General features: G+C 54.8%; 13 protein-coding genes. All 13 read right to left on the minus strand.

From position 1 onward, the window contains the following. Positions 1–5: 5 nt before the first annotated feature. The 13 genes from LX59_RS00265 to LX59_RS00325 all read right to left on the minus strand — a co-directional run bounded on the left by LX59_RS00265 (position 6) and on the right by LX59_RS00325 (position 19,348). Positions 6–1,847, minus strand: coding sequence for a VWA domain-containing protein (locus LX59_RS00265; RefSeq protein WP_144569848.1), 1,842 nt, complete (start codon positions 1,845–1,847; stop codon positions 6–8). A 16-nt stretch (positions 1,848–1,863) separates the two neighbouring features. Further along, entirely contained in the window at positions 1,864–2,349 is a 486-nt protein-coding gene (locus LX59_RS00270; RefSeq protein WP_144569849.1) for a hypothetical protein, read from the minus strand. A 1-nt stretch (position 2,350) separates the two neighbouring features. Continuing rightward, positions 2,351–3,052, minus strand: a complete 702-nt coding sequence (locus tag LX59_RS00275) for a hypothetical protein (protein ID WP_144569850.1) — start codon at positions 3,050–3,052, stop codon at positions 2,351–2,353. Positions 3,053–3,061: 9 nt separating this feature from the next. Next, positions 3,062–4,609, minus strand: a complete 1,548-nt coding sequence (locus tag LX59_RS00280) for a formylglycine-generating enzyme family protein (RefSeq protein WP_211354796.1) — start codon at positions 4,607–4,609, stop codon at positions 3,062–3,064. Continuing rightward, positions 4,602–5,804: an ABC transporter permease gene (locus LX59_RS00285; protein ID WP_144570223.1), complete on the minus strand. Its 1,203-nt coding sequence runs from the start codon at positions 5,802–5,804 to the stop codon at positions 4,602–4,604. Before LX59_RS00285 ends, LX59_RS00280 begins: the two co-directional genes overlap by 8 nt. A gap of 13 nt (positions 5,805–5,817) precedes the next feature. Continuing rightward, positions 5,818–6,495 (minus strand): ABC transporter ATP-binding protein, encoded by a 678-nt coding sequence (locus LX59_RS00290; RefSeq protein ID WP_144570222.1) that lies wholly within the window; start codon positions 6,493–6,495, stop codon positions 5,818–5,820. Positions 6,496–6,512: 17 nt separating this feature from the next. Then, positions 6,513–8,489: a vWA domain-containing protein gene (locus LX59_RS00295; RefSeq protein WP_144569851.1), complete on the minus strand. Its 1,977-nt coding sequence runs from the start codon at positions 8,487–8,489 to the stop codon at positions 6,513–6,515. Further along, entirely contained in the window at positions 8,486–9,568 is a 1,083-nt protein-coding gene (locus LX59_RS00300) for a hypothetical protein (RefSeq protein WP_144569852.1), read from the minus strand. The genes LX59_RS00295 and LX59_RS00300 overlap by 4 nt, the downstream gene beginning before the upstream one ends. A 2-nt stretch (positions 9,569–9,570) precedes the next feature. Next, a complete protein-coding gene (locus LX59_RS00305; RefSeq protein ID WP_144569853.1) occupies positions 9,571–12,270 on the minus strand; it encodes a putative virulence factor in 2,700 nt (899 codons plus the stop codon). Between the two features lie 140 nt (positions 12,271–12,410). After that, positions 12,411–14,018, minus strand: coding sequence for a type I restriction-modification system subunit M (locus tag LX59_RS00310; protein ID WP_144569854.1), 1,608 nt, complete (start codon positions 14,016–14,018; stop codon positions 12,411–12,413). Continuing rightward, the gene (locus tag LX59_RS00315; RefSeq protein WP_144569855.1) at positions 14,015–15,136 is read right to left on the minus strand and encodes an AAA family ATPase; all 1,122 of its coding nucleotides are present in this window, start codon (positions 15,134–15,136) and stop codon (positions 14,015–14,017) included. Before LX59_RS00315 ends, LX59_RS00310 begins: the two co-directional genes overlap by 4 nt. After that, positions 15,133–16,377, minus strand: a complete 1,245-nt coding sequence (locus LX59_RS00320; RefSeq protein ID WP_144569856.1) for a restriction endonuclease subunit S — start codon at positions 16,375–16,377, stop codon at positions 15,133–15,135. The genes LX59_RS00315 and LX59_RS00320 overlap by 4 nt, the downstream gene beginning before the upstream one ends. Further along, positions 16,367–19,348, minus strand: coding sequence for a type I restriction endonuclease subunit R (locus tag LX59_RS00325; protein ID WP_144569857.1), 2,982 nt, complete (start codon positions 19,346–19,348; stop codon positions 16,367–16,369). Before LX59_RS00325 ends, LX59_RS00320 begins: the two co-directional genes overlap by 11 nt. Positions 19,349–19,391: the final 43 nt, after the last annotated feature.

Here is a 19,391-nt window from a genome sequence, read left to right on the forward strand (position 1 = left end):
TCAAATCAAGGACGACAATGGGCTGGCGGCAGTACATCGCGCGCAGCCTGTGTGGTCATAAAGTTTAACTCGTTCATGTTGCGGGCGGTAAATACACGCCCTCCGGTAGCCTGAGCTAAGCAGTTACCCGCTCCTGTACCCAGAATGTCCACCACATTGATTTTAAGGTGCGGTTTACGCCGCGCTAGATCACGGGCTACGGCGCAGGGGTCTTCATGGCAACTTTCTTTACCGTCCGAGACCACCAAAATCACCGATTCTCGATTCACGCCATCCACCATTTGCCCAGCTTTGGCAATGCCATCGGCCAGCGGAGTGCCATCTACCGGCTGAATACGCTGCAAATTACCCAGCATTTGGCCGCGTTGAGCCGCTGAGAAGAAGCCAACACTGCGCGCCCGATCGCAACGCTCGACCAACACCAAACCGGCATTCACGTCAGAGGGCAGTTGCTGTACTACGGCGGTAGTGGCTTGCTTGGCCACGGTGATGCGTTTGGGCTCGCGGTATAGATGTCCGGTAGTGTCGATACCGGGGTTGCCGCCTAAAATGAGGCGTGCTGCAAAATCCGTTACCCCCTGAGTCATCAGGGCACGATCAATTTCCTGCTCCGTAGCTAACATGCTCAGATCCATAGAGCCAGAAGCATCGAACACAATTACCAATTCGGGAGCTACTTCTTTGGGGCGCTCGTTGGGACAGAGGTTTTTGGCGTTGGTGATCATTTGCTCACGGCAGCGGCTGGCCAAGGTGCGCTGAATATCGGCTTTAATGTCCACCGCTTTGCCTTCAGGACGTTGCAGTAAGGGGTCTTGCAGCAGACGTTGCAAGTTGTCGCACTGATTGCCAGCAGCCTGTACCCGTTTTTCCAGTTGTTCAATCGGGCTGGGTGGCGGCGGTGGAACGGGCTTGGGCGGTGGAGCGGGTTTCGGAGGTTCTGGTTTCACAGGCTCGGGCTTAGGGGCAGGAGGTACGACAGCAGGCTTAGGCACTTCCACAGGTTTCACCGGAACCACGGGTTTCACAGGCTCAGGCTCTGGAGCTTTTTCAGGCACTTTTTCCTCAACCTTGGGCTCAGGCTCGGGTTCGGGCTTAGGCTCCTCGGCCTTGGGTTCTTCTTTTTTCGGCTCTTCTTCCTTAACCGGCTCCGGTTCAGGCTTGGGCTCTTCGGGTTTTACTTCCGGCTTCGGCTCCTCGGGCTTCACCTCGGGGACAGGCGGCACAACAGGCGGCTCCGGCTGCTGCTGTTGATTCCACCACCACCAAAGACCCGCGCCTAAACCGGCTAACAGCAACAGCGCCAACAACCAAGGCCAAATGCGCCGACCCGCAGTAGCCGCTGCTATCGGAGCGGCTGCGGCGGCACCCGTACCTAAAGCAGCCGCTCCCGCAACTCCAGCACCGGCAACCGCCGCAGGAGGTATGGGAGGCACAGGTGGTTTCCCACCGCCCCAAAAGGTTACTAAGGGCTGGCCATTGAGCGAGTACAGGTTCTTAAGATCTGGATAAGCCGCCGCCTGACGCAATAAAGCCGCCTGACGTGCACCCTCCTCACCTTGGGTTTGTAACTGAGTCGCCAGTTGTTCAATGGAGGTTAAACGCTCCTGCACATTGTTTTGCAGCGCTTCAGCATCGGCTTTATTTAGCTGATTGAAGGGTACGGGCTGGCCATCCAGATCCGAATACCATTCGATAATACCGCCCTCGGTTTGCTTAGGGCGGGCAAACAGCGCTGCGGTGCTGGGAGACAGATGGCGGCGCAGCAAAGACTCCAGCTCAGTGTATCCGGCTAAGGCTTCGCTGACTTGGGGCTGACCTTCAGCAGGCTGGCGGGCGACTCGTTTCATGTTGGTATCCTTCAGCCTAACGCAGACCCAAATCGCCTTCTAATTCGCTCAAGCGCGTGCGCAACTGTTGCAACTGCACCTGCTTTTGCATCACTGAGGCATTTTGTTGCTGGTTGACGTTTTTCATTTGCTGCTCTAACCCGGCAATTTCTTTTTGGGCCTTTTGATTGTTGGCAGCTCGGCGTTTCAAGTCGGCTAATAAAGCACTCAGGGAGCGGTTCAATTCGGCGGATTGGCGCTGCTGGGTAGCCAAATCCTGACTCACCGCCCACTGCTGTTGCTCAATAGCGCGGTAGGTATCTCGGAACAGTTGGTTGGCCTGCTGCTCCTGTTGCAACGTGCGCTGCTTTTGCTCCACTCGCTGGTCGTAAACCCCTTGGGAAGAGCAATTAAATTTGGTGATAAAGCCTATATCGGCGTTACGCGGATCGCACTCCGCCGGAGTCACCGAGCACGCGCCCACACTCAGAGCCAGCAATACCATTAAAGCCCGAGCGTACATATCAACCCAACCGAATGGCAGAACGCTGCCGATAAAGTTGCTCCATTTCCGACTCCAACTGATTGATTTGGCGCTGCATGCTGTAAATTTCGGCATTCAGGGTATCCACTCGGGCTCCACCTCCGTTACGCCGCTCAACCTCGGCCACTTGCTGCCATTCTTGCTGGCGTTTGCGGGTATCGGCCAGGGTTTTGCGCAAAAACGCCGCATTAGCATCCACAGTGGCCAATTGTTGGCGCGCTTGGGCTACCTGTAATCGCTTACTGGCCATGTCGTTTTGAATTTGCGCCAGTTTGCGTTGATCGTCCGCCATCACCGCGCGAGCGGTCTGGGTCAACTGCTGCAACTGCATATTGTCTTTGCGCACATCAGCAATGGTGGCATCCAGACGCTGCTCAGCATTGGCGTACTGGCTGCGGCGTTGATCCAGATAGTAGTTCGCCCCCATGCCCACGCCACAACCAATGGCGGCGGCGGCCAACATGCAGGTTTTCTTATTATCCGCATCGCCCAAAATACACAGCAAAGCCCCCGCACCACCGCCCAGAGCGCAGGCTTGCATCCCTGAGGTACTAAAGAACTGGGCTGAGTTGCTGTTGGTCAAACGCGGATCGGCTTGCTGACCATAACCTCCAGTTGTCTGGCAGCCTGACAACAAAGCCAATGCCACAGTCCACACACCCAAGCGGTACCATGCTGTCATAGGTTTCAATTACCCGGCTTTAATAGATTTACAAGAGTTCAGCCACTGGGTTCGGGACACCTTACCATTGCCCATATAGCCTTTGAGGTTACGCCAGTGGGTATCGAGGTATTGGCGCAGATTGCTCTTACCCCGCGCCTCGAACTGCTGGGTTACAGTATTGACCTGCGGCGCGATCAGTTGTTCGCTGTAGTTGAGCGAGGCGCTGACCACCGTATCGGCATAATAACTCAACAGGAAATCCAGTACCTTGCGATGGCTCTCAAGCTGCTCATTTCGAGACTTACAGCGATCCGCCGAAAGGTCGGTGCCACCGGCGGCACAGCTACGCTGATAGTTAGCGTCCAGCATGTCTAAAAACTCGCCGTCATCCTTGAGTTTGGTGCAGAGAAAAGCGCCCAATTGCAGCTCGGAGCGGATGGCTTGATCACGCTGCTCGTCGCGGGCTTGGGTGTTGGCGCGTAGATCGTTGCGCAGTTGCTCCAATTGTTTTTTCAGCGCCTCATCTTCGGTGCGGTTAGCAATGGAGGCAATCTGGGCCTCTGGAGCAGCGGGGGCGGCTCCACCCGCCTTGGTTTGACTGCCGAGTGTCTTCCACTCTTGCTCAATGCTCTGGATGCGGTCACGGGAGGTCAGGGTGGGAGCCACTAAGGCCAACCGCGCACCCCCAGTTTTCAGGGCGGTAGCTTCGGCTCCGTTAGCGCTGTAGTAAGGCTGCTCTTGGCGCAGGGCGGTACGCAATTCAGCTTGGGGCGTAAGGTAGTTGCCACCGCGCACAATGTAGCCGCCTGCTTGCCCGTGCTGCCGATCCAGCTTGTTCAGGCGGAAGGGCTCAAACAGCATCTCATCGGCATTGCCCAAAATATCGTGCAACCCCAGCGGGTTAGGCTCCAGCAAACCGGTGAGTTGCAGTTTGCCATTGGCCGATTGGGAACCGGCAAACCAAGCATAGGCATTCAAACCATCGGGCATGGGGAAGCGCAGGTCTCGAAATTCGGCATTGGACACCGCCAAGCCGCCCCGCGCGGCAAACTCCCATTCAGCCTCGGTGGGGAGACGCACAAAACCGGCCACGCCATCCTCTTTCGGCAACTTAGCCAAAGCATTCTGGCGCAACCAACGGTTGTAGCGATCAGCGGCTTGCATGGCCTCAAACCAACTGACTTGGGTTTGCGGCAGGCGCAAGCCCATATTGGGATTCGGGCAGGTACTGGCGGTAAGCGCTTGATATTGCAATTGGCTGAGTTCGTACTTAGCCATCAAGTAATAACGGCCCGGTTCCGGTTTTTTCACCGTAAAACTGCCGGCAATGTGGGTCGGATAGGTTTGCTCTAAATAGCCCCAATCATCCGAGTTTTGACCCAAGGTTACGGGGTAATCGCCCAGCGGATCAGCCACCGGAATCTGCACCTTACGAAACACCATCGCTCCGTCACAGGGCATGGGCAAAATCACATCGTCCGCTTGAGGCTTGGGGTTATAGAGTTTCTCCTCCCACGCCGCCTGCGCTGACAGGCTGCTGAGCAGCAGTACAGTCAAAAGGGTCTGTTTATACATCGCGCAGGGTCTCCGCCGGTTGAATCTGTAACGCCCGCCAACTGCCCAACGCAGCCACCAAGGCTGCTAAGGCCAAGGTTGAACCTAAGGCCAAAGCCAAATGCACGGGCTCCAAACGACACACAAAGGCAGTATCCGATAGCGACACCGCCAAGCTTTGGTTAAAAATCCAACTACCCACCGCATACAAGCCATAGCCAAGAGCAAAGGCTAAAGCCGTTAGCAACAAGGCTTGCAGCATGATATAGCAGCCCATCGCCGAGCGCCGAAAGCCCAAGAGTTGCAGCAAGGCCAAGTCGCGCCGCTTGCGCTCGATGTTGGCCAAGAATGCGCCCATCAGCGAAGCCGCACAGCCAATGGCCGCCGTCCAAGCGATCACGGCGAAGATCAAGCCCAAAACACGGTTGATGGCCTTTACCGATTCGATTTCCCGCAGCTTGGTGCTGCTTTCAATCTGGCGCGCACTCAGCCAATCAGCCAGTACCGAGACCTGATCCAAATCCTTGGCATACAGACGAGCCCGCGCATACTGACGGGGCGTGTCGGGGCGCAGGGTTCCGGTTTCCAAGCCCAACATAGGCACACGGAAACCATCACGGAAATCCTCCATTGCCAGCAGCAAATCCAAATGCACCAAAGCGGCGGGACGGCTAAAGGCTTCAGGTGGAAGGATGCCGATGACCTCGACTTCTAACTGGCCGCGCTCGTGTTGGCCACTGAGTTGGCGCATCACCACCAGCTTGAATGTACTGCCCTTCTGCACGCCTAGTTTTTGCGCGGCGCTGGCACTGAGTACAACTTGATTGGCCTGCGTCGGCGGCGGCACAGTGCCCAGCAAAGGATCACCGACAGCACTGGGGATCATCTCGGCATTGGCTACAAAGCGCTGGCTGTCCCACACCAAATCAGCTTGGGTGTTCAAAGAGCGGGTGAGCGGCACGACAAAGGCCGCACCCGGCTGGGCCGCCAGTTCATTTAGCCAGGCTTGGGACAGTTGGCCATTGCCGAGCATCCGCACTTCAAGGGTGTAAGAGTCTTTGAGCAAGGCATCCCGTAGTTGAGAAACCACGCCGTATTTGAGGCCAAACAACAACAGCAGGGGCGCAATCACTGCCACCAAGGAAGCCACAATGCACAATGAAAGTTTGCGGTCGTGCCAGAGGTCGCGCAGGGCCAAGTCAGTCAGCAGGCCCATACCGGGGCGGGCGTTAACAGGGGACAAAACAGCTTCCTCCGGCAGTGGTTTGCGCGGCCAAACGCGACAGGCCGCAGTCCTGCACCAGCGCCCAATCGTGGCTGACCAGCAAGGCGGCCATGTTCAAGCCCTGCACCAGCTCGATCATCAGCTCCAGCAAACGCCGCGCTTGAGGCGGATCAAGGGCCGCCGTGGGTTCATCGGCCAACAGTAAGGCGGGTTCGTGGGCGATGGCGCGCACAAAGGCCACCCGCTGCCGCTCACCGATGGACAGCTGGGACGGCTGTTGATGCAGCAACGGCTTGAGCCCCAAGCAATCAACCGCTTGGGCCACCGCATCGCTGTGTAGCGGCAAACCCAGCATGCGCCGAGGCAGCTGGATGTTCTGCTGCACACTCAAAAATGGCAGCAGGCCGCCGCTTTGCAGTACAAAGCCCAACTGCTGGGCGCGGGTGTCTGCCAAGCGCGCTTGGTCGTCCGCTTGCAGCCATTGACCGATGTCCTGCTGGCCCAAACGGTAGCAACCCAACTGCTCCGGCTTGAGCACCAAGCCAATCAACTCCAGCAGGGTACTTTTGCCGCATCCGCTGGCTCCGGTGATGGCTTTCAACTCACCTTTGGCCAAGTGCAACTCCGGTAACTGGATGTGCCATTGGCCACGGTGAATCGCCAGATCGCGGATTTCCAGCAAGGGTGCGGCACGGGTGGTCATGGCAAGGCTTCCAGCGGTACCGGATACACATGGTCACGCGGGTCGCTGCCTTGAGCCAAGGACACCCAACGATCCACGTCGGCGTTGTAGCGCTGGTAGTACTTGAGTTTGGTGTTCAGGCGGCGGATGAATTTCTCCTGCTCCAAGCCCTCCATGCCCTTCCAGGTTTCCTCGTCCAGACTCAGCACTTCGCTCTTGTAGGGCAAGCCCTCCAGATACTCGGCCATCAAGCCCATTTGGCCCAAGCTGGCTTTGCTGTTTTGCTTGAGTTGGTTGGGGTCTTGGCCCATGGTTGCGGCCACGGAGCGCAGGCGCTCGAACATATCCGAGGGCGAGATCAAACCTTGGTTGGCTGCATCGGCAATTTGCTTGACTACATCGCTTAGGTCGCTGAGCTGGCCCTTGGTCAGCAGCACCCGCACATCGGTGGTGGGCACGTTTTGGCGCACCGGATCGCGGTCGCTGATCCAGGCCTTAAACACCGGCGGCGCACTGCTGCCCGAAACCTCACCCAAATAAGCCAAGCGCATGGCATGCCCCAAGAGTTCAGCATCCTTCAGCAGCGGGTCTTTTTTGCCTTTGTCGTCCGCTTTGGCGTAATTAGCATCCGCGCCCAAGGCACTGCCAGCCGCCATATCGCCCTTATATGCGGCTTTGACCTGCGCGGTGATGGCCTCGGCCAGTGCATCCACTTTTTGGCCGAACTCGTTTACATCACCCGCATTCACCGGATAGTAGAGCGGCTTGTTCAGGTAGGCATTTTGGGTCAGGTCGCGGTATTGGGCTTCGGCGGTGTCGTGGTTTTTCGCGCCGCTGGGAGTTTTCAGGTGCAAGCCGTAGATGGCCACGCCGCGATACTGGGCTTCAAGGCGCACCTGATCGGCATTCAGTCCGGTGGAGGACAGTGGATCGTCGCCCGCCAAAGCGCCGGCGTCGGTAATCAGCACCACATAGCGCGCGCCAAAGTTGTTCCAATCCACCTGATCCAGCGCTTGCATCACACCGGCGTAGGCATCCTCATCAAAACGCGGCGAAGACACGCTGGCTTGCTTGAGGCTGGAAACCTTGTTCAAGAAGTCGTCGCCGCCCTTGACCTTGGAAGGATCAACAAACAGCTTGCTGACGTATTCCAGCGCCGGCACTTCCTTGGTATTGGAGCGGAAAGCCACCAGACCAAACTTCACCTGATCGCCCAGTTTTTCCTGTTCGATCTGCTGGTAGACCTTGCGCACTGCCTCGCGGGTACGGTCGATGTAGGGCCCCATGGAAATGGTGGAGTCGATGACAAACACCACCGCCGCCGAGAAGCCTTTCAGCATGTGCTGTTCTTGCTTGGCAGAGGTTCTAGCGGGGCTTTCTTTATCCTTCGCCGTCACCGAAGCCACGTTCAACACCCGCACTTGGAAGCCTTTTTCGGTGAAGATTTCCTTGGCTTCCAACACCGGCAGCAGGTAGAAGTTTTTGTCCAAATCCACCGCGTAATCGGGCTCACGGGCCAGCACGTTGGGGTCTTGGCCTTTGCTGCTCAGATTGGCGCGGATAGGTTTGAGCAAGGTGGCGGGATCTTTCGCACCAAAGACCTTTTCTAGGGTGGCCTCATCCTTGAAGAACAGCAAAGGATCGCGGCCCGCCGGATTGGTCAGCGCCAAGGTCATTTGCATCTTCCAATCCACGGCGCAGCTGGCCTTGATCCAACCGAGGGTTTTGCCGTAACTGTCGGGGCCGACTTGCAACCACTCCTCTGCTCCGCTGCCTTGGCGTTGGTAGACGTAAAAGCGGGTAAAAGCCGGTTGCACTTTGCCCGGTTGCGGCGCGGGGGTATCCGTAAGTTGGCAGGAGGGCGTGGTCAGTACCCGTTGGTAGAGGGTCTTTTTACCCGCTTGGAGCAAGGGTTTGTCTGCCGCCCACAGCGGGCTGCTCATCAGGCCAAGACTGAGGGCCAAGAGGCTGGGCATTAACTGAGGTCGAATCATTTTTTCAGCACCTCCAGACGTTCACGGGCCTGTGCGTTGTTAGGGTCGGCCACCAAGGCTTGCTCGTACCAGTACTGAGCGGTTTCCTTATCCGCCGATTTGATGCAACCCTCGGCCTTAAAGGTTTTAGGGTCGTACTCCGCCGCATAGGCCACCGCTACCGCCGCATTGCCTGACTGAGCAGTGAAGGCGTAGAGGCGCTGCACCACATTACAACGCTTGGCCGCTTTGGCGCGCTCAATCACTGCCAGCACTTGCTCCGCATTGGGCTTGCTGTCCAAGCAACCGCGAATAAAGGCCAGATCATCGCTGTTTTGCTGCAAAGCTTCAGTGGCGCAAGCGGCTTCACCCGTAGGCGTCGAAACGGTTGGAGCGGAAGCCGGAGCAGGCTCAGTGCTAGCAGTCGGCTCAGGCGTGGGCTCGGTTTTGGCTGGCCGCTGTTGCAACCACCACCAAACGCCCGCACCAATGGCTCCTGCTAATAGCAGGCCCAGCAGAATCCACAACCACGCTTTAGAACGCGGCTTTGGCGGCGGAGTTGGCCGTGTTTCGCGGGGCTCGGCGGCTAAGCTGGAGCCGTCGGCCAGATCATCGGCTTCGTCACGTTGGGCGCTGAAGTGTTCTTCCTTGGACGCTGGCGTGGGTTCAGGTGCAGGCTCGGGCAGCGGCTCCGGTTTCGGTGCGGGCTTGGGCGTGCGGTCGAGATGGGCTTCTTGATGCAACGACTGCCCCGCCGCCTGCGACGACAATAAATTGCCCTTCAAGCGCAGCACGCCTTTATCGTTCAGGGCGTTTTGGCGCAGGTAGAGCATATAGACCATCTGTGGCTCTAGGAGCAGCGCGTCCACCAGCCAAGGGCCGACTTCGGCAACCAAATTCGGGCCATCGGCTTGGGCGTCGAGGCTGATGCCAAACCACACCGGCTGGCCACTCCAACTGCCCTGATCGCCCAGATAGTATTGGTCTTGGTTGCGCTGGATGCTCAGCTCCAAAGCGCCGGCATCGCCCGTCCAACCTTGGATATTGAGTAACGCATGGCCGGGTTTGCTGCCCGCCGCGACGAGTTCAACTTTTAACATCCTTAGCCCACCTGTGCCTGTTTAAAGCGGGCCAAGACGCGGCCCAAGGCTTCATTTTGTTCGGGAGTGATTTCACGGCCAGCGCTGTGACCGGCGTTGTCTTCCGCCAGACGAATCAAGGCGCTCATCCAATCGGCCAAATAGCGCTCGCTGTGGTTTTGCGGCAGCGCGGCCATTTTCGGCAATTGACCGTAGGGAATGGGCGCTGGCGTTTGAAACAGCTTCTGGCCCGCCGCAAAACGGCTGTCGGGGCGCTCGGTCAAGGGCTGTTCGGCCATGCCCAGCCAGCCGATAAAATCGCCCAATACGGTGCGCGCACTCAACACTTGGCGGCCCACCAGTTGTTCGCGTTTGCTGCCGACTTGCTCGGTGGTGGCAACTGCATCCAGCAGGCGTTGTTGCAGACTCACCCGCGTGCTGGCGGTGATCAGCTCATCCATCAGAGCTTCAATGGCCTCACGGGAAATCCCCAAGTAGCCCACCAACGCCGTTTGCTCTGGGATGTGGCGCAAATGGCTGATCCACTCGCGCAGCACCGCTTGGGCAAAGCGCGCATCGCTGCCTCGGGCGCTCGGCTCAGCAGGTTTAATCGCGGCCACGGGCGCAGGTTCGGCAAAGGGATCGAAGCTGCTGCTCAGGTCTGAACCAAAATCCAGAGCCAAGCTGGGCGCGGCGGCAGGCTCCGCAGTTTGGGGTTTTGGCGCACTGACTTCCACCTGATCGGCACTCAGGTACAGGGCGCGCAGACGCTCATCCGGCAGTTGCATGCGCTGCATCAGCTCGCCCAACAACGGACGGCGCGGCCACACCGCTTCAAAAATCTGTTTGGCGATGCGGCGTTTTTTCTCCAGCTCGCCTGCACCCTCGGCATGGAACCAATGGCCAAGGCGGTTTTCCAGTTGATGCAATACGGCAGAAAGCTGCTCAGCGATGCGCTCCAGCTTCACCTCGACTCGCGCCACTTGCTGCAAGTAGTCGCTGATCCGGCCCATACCGCCATCATTCAACGCCAACATGGCATCCCACGCCTGAGGCGCTTGGGCAATATGGCGGTTGACGGTGGCATCCTCAATAAAGGTCTGGCGGATTAAGCCTAACTGCGGCTCGGTGGCAGGGTTGAAGCCCAACTCCTCGCCATCGGCTTGCAGGTTGAGGAAGGCCACGCCCTTCATGCGCGGTTTACGCACCAAGAAGGTATTGGCAAAGGGCTGACCGGCCACCCATTCCTGCAACCAGTCGTACTGGCCGAACCGCTCCAGCATGGTGGCTTTCATCATCCCACCCCAACCGAGGCGCAACAGGTCTTCGTTTTGGTTGAGATCGTTGCCGATCCGCAAATCGAACATGGTGATGGCCCAGAGCAAACCGGAACGGCGTTTGGCCCGCTCCTCCGGCGTTTCGCCCTGAGTTTTGCCGATCCATTTACTGAGCACCGGCCCCACGCTGGTCACGTCCGATTGCCGGTTGGATGGCGTACAGACGATCAGCACGTTCATTTCTTGGGCGTCGGTGTAGCGCTCAAACAGATAGGCCACCTTGCCGCGCAGCAGCAACTGCGCCACCGGACTGACTTCATCGCTGCCCAGCTTGCGCCGCACATCCTCAATGGATTCCGCGCCCACCCGCCCGCGATAACCGGGGAAGTCCAGCAAGTCCACCTGCTCGAATAAGGGCTCGCGGGTCGGCTCAGCCAAGGGCACCACCAGCTCCACAGTCAGAGCGGCCAACTGAGCCAAAGACAGGCTGACTTCCGGCTGAATCGCGCCGTTACGCCAAGGCCGCACCTTGATTTGTTGATCCGAGGGCTGACCGAGGCGCTCCAGAATGTCCACGTTCATGATGCTGTCGGACTGGGAAAAACCACCCTGTGGCCGCGCATGCACCAGCGCACTCAAAGGCGCATACACCTGTTCCGCGTGGCCTAAAGCGCTCAGGGTGCGGGCAAAGCCCAAATAACTTTCGCTGAGCTCATCCAGCCCACCCCAGAAAATGGCAAACAGCTGGGTGCGGTCTTCCGGCGACAGATAGGGCGCTAATTCCACCGCCTGCGGCCAGTAGTAACCGTTCAGGCTACGGATCAGCGCAGGGAAGCTTTCTTCCAAATAATCCCACAGCGACACCACGTCATCCGCCGTCACACCGGGTACGGGCTGGGCATAGCGGCGTGCGGCCAGTTGGCTCAATTGCGCGCGCAACTCCGACTCATGGAAGCTGTATTGCAGTTTTTTGTGGTCGAAGTCGTTGAAGAAGGCATTCGCCAGCACTTTGGCCAGCTCAATCTCGCTGAACAGTTTGAGTACCAGCGGATAATCCCCCGGCCCCGGCTGCGCGGTACGGCTAAAGCGAGTCACCAAGCCCGTGGCCTCTTTACCGCCGCCGGAGGGATTTATGTGCTCGATAAAATCCAGACGACTGCCGGCCAGATCGGTTTCCAGCTTGCCGTTTTCACCCGCCGCCAAGCTGGAAATCAGGTAAGACTTGCCCGCCTGCGACAAACCAAAAAAGCCCACCGTCATCGGCCTTTCCGCCACCGAACCCAAACGCCGCGACAAATTACGAATACGGCGCAGGCTGAGGGTTAAATCCTCGGCTTCGTTGTCCAGCCGTTTGGCGGTAGGACGCACTGCGCTAATCCAATCAATGGCCTCAGCCGCGCCCTGATGCACCGCCGCCCATGCCTGTGCCAGTTGTTGCCCGCTCATTGGCGCTCTCCCTCAACCGCCCTCCATGCGAAAGGATGGGGCGTGATTCTGTAGTAATACCTACCTTGGATCGGCCTCATCTGCTGGCGTTCAACCGCTCTCAAGGTTTCTTGGGCACACAAAGCTAAAATCCGAATAACTCAAGGTAAAGGCGATAAACCCAACTCCTTCAAAAAGGCATTGTGTTTATCCCTTGCTACTTTGATCTTGTCATCCAGCGTCAGTAATTCACTGTGAACAGCAGCTAAATCAATAACCTCTTCCGCCTGCGCTGTGCTGATGTAGCGCGAGATATTCAGGTTGTAGCCGTTCTTCTCGATTTCCTCGATTGATACACGGCGGGCATAGCGATTTTCTTCCTTGCGGAACTGGTAGGTACCGATGATCTTTTCAATGTGCTCAGGCGATAGGCGATTTTGCCGCTTGCCCTTCTCAAACTGCTCGGCGGCATTGATGAACAGCACGTCATCTGGCTTCTTGCACTTTTTCAGCACCAAAATGCACACCGGAATGCCCGTAGAGAAAAACAGATTGGCCGGTAGACCAATCACCGTATCAATGTTGCCGTCTTTGAGCAGCTTGGTGCGAATACGCTCCTCCACGCCACCACGGAACAGCACACCATGGGGCAAGATAATGGCCATCACGCCATCTTGTTTGAGGTAATGGAAACCGTGCAGTAAAAAGGCAAAATCAGCGGCGGACTTGGGCGCTAGACCGTAATTTTTAAAACGCATGTCCTCGCCCAGCGCTTCGGAAGGTTCCCAGCGGTAACTGAAGGGCGGATTTGCCACCACCGCATCAAACTTGGGCATTTTGGCCGGGTTCATCTCACGCAGCATGTCCCATTCATTAATGAGGGTATCGCCGTGGTAAATATCAAACTCGGAATCCTTCACCCCGTGCAACAACATGTTCATGCGTGCCAAGTTGTAGGTGGTGATGTTCTTTTCCTGTCCGACAATTTTACCGATGCTGTTTGGCCCCATGCGGTTACGTACATTCAGCAATAAGGAGCCAGAACCGCACGCAAAGTCGAACACGCTGTCCAATTGCGTCTTTTGGCCCAAAGCCGGGTCTTGACTGTCCAGCGTGACAATGGCCGATAAAATGCTGGATATCTGCTGCGGTGTATAAAACTCGCCTGCTTTTTTGCCAGAACCGGCAGCAAACTGGCCGATTAGGTATTCATAGGCATCGCCCAGCGTATCTTTATCGGTAGAGAACTTTGCCAGACCATCGGCAATGGCTTTAATAACCGTACAGAGTTTGGCATTGCGAGCCTCATAACCTTTACCCAGCTTTTCCGAATCTAAGTTGATTTCGGAGAATAACCCGCCAAAAGTACTGGCAAAGGACTCGGTCTCAATGTATTTGAAACCCTCTTGCAAGGTACTCAACAGCTCCTTATTTTGGGTACGAGCCATCTCAGCGATATTGCCCCACAAGTAAGCGGGCTGAATCACATAATGCGTTTTACGGCGCATCTGCTTTTCAAATTCAGCCGTATCATCTGGGTTTTCGGCGTACCACACCGCCAACGGTGTACGGCGGTCATCCTCTTCTAGCTGGGGATAATCCGAGCCCAGCTCCTTTTGTGCGGCAACCTCGTAGTTATCCGACAAGTAACGCAAGAACAGGAACGACAGCATATAGTCGCGGAAGTCGTCCGCATTCATCGCGCCGCGTAGTTGGTCGGCAATACCCCAAAGGGTGGAGCCCAGTTGTTTTTGGTCTTGCTCGGTCATGGTGTTTCCTGTTCTTGCGATTCTGGCGTTAATTCTGGATTGAAGGGATAAAACTCCAAAAAGTCCGCCAGTATTTTTTCAAAGTGCGCCTTATTCTCCGGGAGCATTTCCACCGGATCATAGAACGAATAATTGCCGTGGCTCAGAATATTGACGAGCCTGCTGTACAGTGTTTCGTCGGGGTCATCTTCCTGATGTTTGATACAGACCGTAAACTTTTTATGTCCGTGGAAGATAGATGATTTTTCCAGCAAGCTGCGCAAGGCGTTGAAGTGATGCGTGTAAATTTTGCCTGCTTCTTTCGCCCGCCAAATCTCTTGGAGCAGCGTTAAATGGTGGAAAAACGGCGTATCCCCCGAATAAGAAAGATGATATTCGCCCGTCTTTTTGCTATGCGACAGAAAGTGTGGCGCGAACTGCTTTCTACTTTTGTCAATTTCTTTCAACTCATTCCATAACACATTAAAAAACAACGTGTGGTGCGATGAAATGACTGCCTTAATAGAGTGGTCTTTGCGCTTTAAGAATTGCGCTAAATGATTACCCACCGCGATAGCGTTATGCTCATCCAGCGACGAAATAGGGTCATCAATATAGATGTACTTAACCCACTGGTAAGCCTCTGCCCCATCCATTGCCAACTGAACAATGGCCAGAAAAAAGCACCAGATAAATAGGTTTTCTTCGCCACGCGATACCTTAATGCTGTCAATGGTTTGTGTGCTCTCGCCCACAAGTACGTCGCGCGAAAAGCGAATAGTCCACTGTGCATAGTCAATGCTGAAATCAAAATCTACATAACGATGCAAAAAGGGACGGATGCGGCTTTCCATCTCCAAAGCTTCCAGCCCCGCGAAAAAGCAGGAGGCAGCGTTCATCTTCAGCACCCGCGTACTGTCGCCAGCTAGATCGTTATCCCAGGTGAATAGATCTTCAGTAAAGGCGTTGAAGTAAAGTGTATCCCTTGTGTCACCTTGCTTGCCGATGTCTTTGAAGGCCATCGAAAGCCGCGTCTTTCCCGTACCGTTATAAGCGTAAAGCAGGATAAACTTTTTTGTTTCCAGCTCGGTGCGCAGATGCGTAGCCAGAGTATCCAAACTGGTAAAATCAGCGCTCATCCCTGCACCTCATCCAGCGCCGGAAAAAGTTGTTGCAGCAGCCCTTTTTTATGGGTTTTGAGTACATCGAGTTTTTGGGTTTGGACAGCTATAAGGTCATCAATAGAAGAGAGACAACACGCAATTGTAGTTTGCTCTTCAACTTTTTCGGGGGAAAGAAACTCTAATTTCTCAAATTCCTTTTGGCCTAATGTCTTATTTCTCCCGGCTCCACCGGGAGACGCTATTCCTAGCAACTCTCGCCCCTTACAGGTTAGGAAAAAATATTTGATGAATTCAACATCAGACTTGTGCTCTCTAGGTTTGTACATAGGAAACCGATGGGAAGCGATCATGCCTTTTTCTGCTACCGAGGTCACTGCAACTGCTTGCTCCCAAGCAAACACGATATTTAGTACAAAGGCACTTTCTTCCACATGGAAAACTCGCTTATCTCCCAGCGATTTCCCAAGCACAGGCTCTTTATGAAATATTCCCTTTCCATGGGAACGGATGCCTATCTCCCGATATGTTTCTTCAATCTTGACACTTAACGGACGTACTGCCCTTACGAGCAGGCTAGATATTCTTTGCTTTTTCCACTCACTAGCCTCCCTAAACTCAGGAAAGCGCAACTTCGGCACTGTTTTCCCTTCAGCGGGAAAAAGCTGCTGCATTAGCCCTTTTTTATGGGTTTTAAGTGTGTCGAGCTTTTGGGCCTCTAGGGTGATGAGCTCATCAAGGGAAGTGAGGCAGTCGGCGATTTTTTGTTGTTCTGGCTCCTGAGGAACAAAACTTTGAACTTTATCCAAAACTTCAACAGATAAACCTGGCTGTGCTTGTCCAGTTGCAAATCTATTCAAGTTAAGTAAATCAAGCATGTAGTAGAGCCAATCTACATTAACTTCACTTTTAGGTGTGGTAACAACAGCATGCTCAGTTGCATGAAATTGGCCATTGACTAGGTTCACATTTCCACACAAAGCACCTTGGCGACCAATAAGTGGATATTTTCCAGAATGGGTATGAGTTTTTGTATAGCCTCGTAAACCGTTACCGCCGTAACATGGATAAAGGTCATATCTGCTATTCTCAAAAATATCCGCAGCAGCAACAAACTTACCAGCCTGCATAACACAAATAGATTTAAGGGGCTTTCTCTCCCATTCTCCCACCTTCCGAAACTCAGGAAAGCGCAGCTTAGGCACCAAGGCTTGTTTTTCCGCTGGCATCAGCGTTTTATCTTCCTGCTTACTGCTCATACGCCCCTAACCCTGCAATCTCATGCCCTTGGGCCAATTTGTGTAGCAGCGGAATCAAGTCATCCATCAAGGCCAATTCAGCCTTGGTGCGTGCTTTCCAGCCCAGTTCTAGCGGGGCCATCAGGTCGCTGAGTTGGTCGCCATCAAATACCTTGCGGCGCAAAATGCCGTCCACAAAGGTCTGTAGCGCCGTAGCCTCCAGCCCATGCTTACCTGCTAGTTCCGCCAACTGTTGGCTGTGTTTGTTCGCTTTGAAGCGTTCAAACCCAGTGCAGATGGCTTTTTTATCCAATGCCTTGCCCATTTCCAAGGTGCTGATGTACTCGGCAATCTCCTCGCGCTCATCCATAAACTTGGCATCGGACTGAATCAGGCCAATCAATTCTTCTCGCCCCATCTCCTGCTTGTCCGGTGTTTGCTGGGAGTAGCGGGCAATCAGGGTCATGATGTAGTCGTAATCAATCACCGCGCTGGCAAAGAGCACAAACTCAAAATCAAGTTGCTGTACTTCAGGCGAGGTATTTTCTTCACCCTTTTTGTCGCCTCTGTCCTGTTGCTCTTTCAGGCGCTGGGCGGTGTCGAGGTAAACGCCCTTAAAACCCTGCAATTGATCTTTGGGCAATACGTGCTCAATGGTGGCTTTGTTATCGTCCGTTAGGTCGGTGTATTGATCGAGCTGGGTGTTTAGGCGCTGTACTTCTTTAAACAGGTTAATGAATTGAGCGCGGGCGGCATCGCCTTTGAGGTTAGGCACCGCTTCGGGCTTGTTCTCCAAGCCTTGGGATTGCATAAAGTCATCCAACTGCTGGACGGCGGTTTTTAGTTTTCCGATCACCACCGGAGCTTTGTCCACCAGCCAGATTTCTTTAGCCGATTTATTGGTGGCCTCACCAGAAAAGAGGCTAATGGCGCTGTCCACTGCCTCTTGCTGCTGACGGAAGTCGAGGATATTGCCGTAAGGCTTGGTATCGTTGAGCACACGATTGGTACGCGAAAACGCCTGAATCAGGCCGTGGTATTTGAGGTTCTTATCCACGTACAGGGTGTTCAGGAACTTGGAATCGAAACCGGTTAGCAGCATGTCCACCACAATGGTGATGTCGATTTTCTGGGCGTGGGGCAAGTCGCTGTTGGGGTATTGCTGATCTTTAATACGCTTTTGTACATCCTGATAGTACAGATCGAACTCGCCAATACGATGGTTGGTACCGTATTGGGTGTTGTAGTCCGACAGAATGGCCTTAAGGGCTTCTTTCTTTTGCTCAGGGTTCTGCTGGTTATCGGCTTTTTCTTGGGGCAGGTCTTCCTGAATTTGCTGTACGTCTTTGTTGCCTTCAGCGGGCGGCGAAAACACGCAGGCAATGTTCAGCGGCTGAAAGGCGGCCTCTTCGGCGGGCTTTTGGGCTTGCAGGGTTTTGAACAGATCATAGTATTCAATGGCATCGTTGATGCTGGCGGTGGCCAATACGGCGTTGAACTTACGCCCGGCGGTGGCGGCCTCATGCTTGGCAAGGATGGCCTCAACAATGGCTTTTTTCGCCAGCGCCTCACCCGGTTTAGGTGGTTTTTTACCTTCGGGCTTGTAGTAATCCACATGAAAGCGCAGCACATTGCGGTCTTCAATGGCGTGGGTGATGGTGTAAGCGTGCAGTTGCTGCTGAAAAATGTCTGCCGTGGTTTTGTAGCTGGCCTGCTGACCTTCAATCTGCTGGGCGCTGGCGTTTTGCTCAAAAATGGGCGTGCCGGTAAAGCCGAACAACTGAGCCTTGGGGAAAAACTCCTTAATGGCCTTGTGGTTTTCACCAAATTGCGAGCGGTGGCATTCGTCAAAAATAAACACGATACGCTGATTGCGTAATGGCTCTAGGCGCTCTTTGTAGTTGCGCTTATTGGTGCCGTCCAGCGCAAGGCCCAGCTTTTGGATGGTGGTAACAATTACCTTATCCACATAGTCATCAGACAGTAACCGCTGCACCAGCGTTTCGGTGTTGGTATTTTCTTCGACGCAGCCTTCTTGAAACTTATTAAATTCCTCCCGCGTCTGTCGGTCGAGGTCTTTGCGATCCACGACGAACAAGCATTTATCAATATCGGAATTGTCTTTAAGCAGCGTGGAGGCTTTGAACGAAGTAAGGGTTTTACCACTGCCGGTGGTGTGCCAAATATAACCATTGCCGCAGTGCCGATGAATGCACTCAATCATCGCTTTAACCGCATAAATCTGATAGGGGCGCATCATCAGCAGCTTTTGCTCGCTGGCCACCAGCACCATGTAACGGCTGATCATTTCGCCCAGCGTACACTTGATGAGGAAGGTCTCGGCGAAGCTGTCCAGATGGGTAATTTTGCTGTTGTCTTCGCGGGCGAACTGGTAGAGCGGCAAAAAGCGCTCATCGGCGTTAAAGCTGAAATGGCGGCTATTGTTGTTGGCGAAGTACCAAGTATCGCTGCGATTGCTGACGATAAAAAGTTGCAGGAAGCACAGCAGCGTTTTGCCATAACCATTGCCGGGATCGTTTTTATAATCAACGATCTGCTGCATGGCTCGGCGCGGGCTGATGGTTAATGTCTTCAGCTCAATCTGCACTACCGGCACACCATTAATCAGCAACATCACGTCATAACGGTGGTGGCTGTTGTCGGTGTTCATTCGCAGTTGGTTAATGACCTCAAAGGTGTTCTTGCACCAATCTTTGATGTTCACCAGCGTGTAATAAAGCGGTGTGCCGTCATCACGCTCGAAACTATTACGCTCGCGCAGATGTTTAGCAGCCGCAAAAACATCAGGGGTAATGATGGAATCCAGCAGCCGCGCGAATTCGCTGTCGGTCAAATTAACCCGATTTAGGCTCTCAAAATGCTGGCGGAAGTTGGCTTCCAATGCCGTGCGGTCGCGGATGTCGGAGCGATAGGTATATTTGAGGTCGCACAGTTTCTCGATCAGCGCTTGTTCAATTTCTTGCTCGGTCATTTATCTGTCTCTGGGATATTCGGGCCGTACTTTGCTGACTATT

It is taken from the genome of Azomonas agilis (genome assembly GCF_007830255.1).
Taxonomy (GTDB): domain Bacteria; phylum Pseudomonadota; class Gammaproteobacteria; order Pseudomonadales; family Pseudomonadaceae; genus Azomonas; species Azomonas agilis.